The sequence below is a fragment of the Pseudomonas defluvii genome (assembly GCF_001695625.1).
Taxonomy (GTDB): domain Bacteria; phylum Pseudomonadota; class Gammaproteobacteria; order Pseudomonadales; family Pseudomonadaceae; genus Aquipseudomonas; species Aquipseudomonas defluvii.
Genome location: NZ_MBPN01000242.1, coordinates 1 through 2,313, shown reverse-complemented (window position 1 = coordinate 2,313; position 2,313 = coordinate 1). Strand labels below are relative to the sequence as shown.

General features: G+C 47.2%; 1 pseudogene. It reads right to left on the bottom strand.

Features of this window, described 5'->3' with window-relative positions:
• Positions 1-158: 158 nt before the first annotated feature.
• Positions 159-2,313: pseudogene (locus EKA13_RS26945) on the bottom strand (AAA domain-containing protein); the annotation flags it as partial.

Below are 2,313 nucleotides of genomic sequence, written 5' to 3'. Positions count from 1 at the left end.
GCCGACCAGCTGCAGTGGCAGTAAGCGACGCAGCTTAAACTCGCTGAAAAACTGTCTTGACCGATGGGTCCACTTTATTGAGCACTTACGAGGTACCGCCTTGGGCTTTAGAAATTTAACCAATTACATAGCCAGGTGCTTGCTGAAGTCAGGAGGGTTTAGAAATCAGCTACACCCTTAAATGCGAAGAGCCCAATAACAGATCCATCGGCAGCGGGCCGCTCATACATTTTAAAGTGTTGCTCGTTCGGCAAGTCACCGAAGCTTTCAGGTATTGCATCGCAATTCTCATCGAAGTAGTCAACTAAATTTGGAACTACTGCTGAGCGTTTCAGCAGACGCTCTGTTGCATGCTTGCGACGTGAAAATGAGGTTCGTGCTGCTTGAGACTGCAGAAAAAGCTGATCATCAACTTTAATACCTTGGGCTCGCGCCGAAAGAACAAGATAAATTTCTGTTAATGTACTTTTTCTAGTATCAATTACGCCTAAGCTGGAAGTAACTCCATCTTTACGCTTCGAGAGAAAGACTGCATCTTCTGCATCAAAGGACTCTAGGATATCTCGTTCCGCAGTATACGGAATAAGCAAGCCAAGGCGATCCTTGTGTAGCTTGGGCGTATCGGAAACTTCAATACTTGGTAAAGACTCAGGCTCAGTCTCCAGAATAGCTTTCCAGACCTTTGCTACTGGGTATAAATTGGCAGAAGGCTCAGGTGAGGGCTGATCGACTCTGGCCGGTATGGTCGACTCAGCCAGGGGTGATGACATCTGCTCGCCATCAGACAGTATAGTAGAAGACTGCTCCTTTAGGATGCTAACCGCAAGATCACCGAAGCCTGACTGTTGCGCCATGAACTCCGTCAGTGAGGTCAAGTTAGAGTAAGAACCCGTGGAAACCCTGATGCTAACGTCGATTTCAAAATCAGCGTTCTGGATATCACGTAGCCTGATATTGTCCTGCACCCTGGGTGCGAAGGCTTTGATAAATGCTCTTAGGCTAGGGTCATATGTGGCTCGAAACGCTCCTCCAACCCCGTCAAAGCTCACGACCAAGAGTTTTTGGTCTTGGAGATCCTGGTCAATTTTCACGTAAAGACGGCCGTTGTCCGGATAGACTGTGAAGTCCCCATGTCCATCCCGGCTTATGATATCTATTGCAATTGTAGGTCTTGGTTTAGGCGGACTGCATGCTTGTTCAAAAGCCACCTTGAACCGCTCAAGAGATATGAAACCAGACTCGCTCTGTTGTTCTTGGTTAATAGCTTCTCTGAGTACAGATATATCGTTCTCTCTAGCTTCATCCCAGTCCATACCAAGTAACTCGACCGACATTCGCATTACTGCAAAATTGTCCCGCTCGATATCAGTACAACTCTCTAAAAGAGGGCTATATCGATGATTGAACGGCTGAATACCAGAGGCACATATATCAGGCATATCTAATATGTATATTGATGACGTTGCTGCTTCGCTGCTTAGAGCTACCCGCACATTTTTAGGGTGTAGATCACCGTGGACTATCTGCTGTTCGTGAAGGCACTCCACTGCAGTGATAAGCTTTCGTGCAACTACGAAGGCGGTATCGCGCGCAACGCTAGGTAACTCATCCCAGTCGTCCCCATCAATATGGCGCTGGATTACAAATGGTGTACCGCTTCTACCATACCCAAAACTTTCTATGGCAGGAAGAAAATCATAGCTGCTCTTTTGCAAAACCTCGAGGCGTTCAAAGAAAGCGAGAAGCATCGGCCCTTCGCCTTTAGAAACGGAGGTGGCGTTCAGATTTGGCCACATCTTGACTATTTGCGAACCTGACCTATAGACGTCTTTACTGTCTGAATCTACAAGTTGTTCATCTACCGGAAACGCTTTGTAAGGAACAAATCCGGGTAGAGCGAAGCGTTCCAAAACACCATGATCGAATTCGAACTCACCTTCAGCCCTTGGCATGTATCGGTTAAGTTCTTCGAGCAATATGCCAGCATCTGTGTAACGGTCAGAGGGATCAATTTCGATTGCTCGGATCAGGATTTCTGAATACCACGCATCTGAGTTCTTTAGCTTCTGGCGCACATCCGCTATATGCGAGCTTTCAAATTTTAGAGGAAGCGCGTTTGCCGTTATGAGATGCCAACACATCAGCCCCAAAGCAAATACGTCACGCTGAAACGGTGTGCCTTTTCTCGCGTCGGGAGAGGCGTCTTCCGGCATGCAGATTGCGCCGATACTTAACTGGCTCTTCGCATTTAAGGGTGTAGAAAAAATCTGACCGGCTGGAAAAGGAGTCGAGGATCTTAGAAAATGTAAGCTC